The sequence below is a fragment of the Yoonia sp. R2-816 genome (genome assembly GCF_046762905.1).
GTDB lineage: Bacteria > Pseudomonadota > Alphaproteobacteria > Rhodobacterales > Rhodobacteraceae > Yoonia.
The window spans coordinates 1-1,454 of sequence record NZ_JBKQXN010000307.1 but is presented as its reverse complement, the minus strand read 5'-3'; the positions used below and the strand labels follow the sequence as shown (position 1 = coordinate 1,454).

Below are 1,454 nucleotides of genomic sequence, written 5' to 3'. Positions count from 1 at the left end.
CACTCGCTTATGCCGCGCAAGTGGGTATACCTGGAATGACCGGGAACCTTTGGCCTTTTGCACCTGCTGTCGTTCATCGCTCCGACATTCGCCCCCATACCCAATGGCTCGCCTGCATTGAAGGATTCAGCCTTGCCAGTTGGTTGCGGGTAGCAGCTGCCCGCCCGGCCAATGTTATCATTATCGCCAATGACTATTGGACTGAACCGCTGCCCATTGCGGTACTGCGCCGCAAGATCAGCGCTGACATGGGGCGCCTGCTTGGCGTGCGCGTTTTCCATGCGGATAGCGGACACAACATCCTTCGCCTGTCAGAAGGAGCGGTCAATTGAAGAGACGCAAACCACCGATCTGGGTTCTTCTTCTCTTCGTGGCCTTCATTGCCGTCCTGGCGATCAAGACCCTGCCCGCGCAAACCAGATTTACGATTAATTGGACCAGCTCGGCACCACTGGGGCTTTACATTCGCACCTCGAGCGAAAAAGCAACTTACGTATCATTTTGTCTGCGGCAAGACCACGCCGATTTCTTGTTCTTCGACCAGGTTTGTCACCCGGCAGCTCCCGAGAACACCGCACTTCTCAAACGCATTCGCAAACGTCTCGCGAATGGATCGCTCGAAGTCGCGGGCAGGGGGGCTTTTGCCATCGACAGTGATCTCATTGGCACAGTGTACCCTTCACAAATCCAGGGCTGGTGGCGACCATTTATCATGTGGGAGACTTAGCATGTTGCTTTACTTGAATGGTCGCGCGTTGGATCTGTCCGCGCAAGATGCGCAGGCCGCACTTGAAGAAGCCCACAAAACGCGCACACGTGTTGAATGCCGCTGCACGCGACCGCCTCAGGAGATGTACATTGCAAAGATAGGGGCACGTTTCTACGTGAAGCGTATGCCAGGGACGGGTCCGCTGCACGCCGCTGACTGCGATGCCTTCGAAGCTCCAGAGCATCTTTCGGGCCTGTCCGAGCTCAACGGGACTGCCATTATTGAATCCGCAGATGAGGGGACAACACTTCTCAAGCTGGGCTTTCCCCTCACCAAACGGCGTAGTCAGGCGGCACCACCCCCAACGCCAGGGGCAGCTGCAACCGAAGCCATCAGCAACCCCAGGAAAATGAGCCTGACAGCTTTGCTGCATTATCTGTGGCACGAGGCCGATCTGGTGAAATGGGTTCCTGCGATGGAGGGCAAAAGATGGTGGGGTGTCGTGTGTTCTGCTCTGCGCCGGGGGTTGGACAGCAAAATCGCCAAGGGTTTGAGTCTTGGTGATGTCGTCTTTATTCCAGAACCTTTTAGCGTGCCCCGTGCCGCACAACTGACCGAGGAACGTACCCGCAAGTTCGATCAGATCGCGCGCATGAGTACCGGTGGCACCTCTGTCGGCATTCTCATTGCCGAGTACAAATCTCATCAACCCTCCATTTACGGCTCAAAATTCACATTCAAGCAT

3 protein-coding genes are annotated in these 1,454 nt (G+C 55.9%); all 3 read left to right on the top strand.

Going from position 1 to position 1,454, the window contains the following annotated elements:
* Positions 1-332, top strand: a 332-nt coding sequence (locus ACFWW2_RS17640) for a hypothetical protein (RefSeq protein ID WP_393930143.1), incomplete at its 5' end; no start/stop codon positions are given.
* Entirely contained in the window at positions 329-727 is a 399-nt protein-coding gene (locus tag ACFWW2_RS17635; protein ID WP_393930141.1) for a hypothetical protein, read from the top strand. The genes ACFWW2_RS17640 and ACFWW2_RS17635, both read left to right, overlap by 4 nt.
* Before the next feature lies 1 nt (position 728).
* Positions 729-1,454: DUF1173 family protein (locus ACFWW2_RS17630; RefSeq protein ID WP_393930138.1), on the top strand; the 726-nt coding region annotated here is incomplete at its 3' end.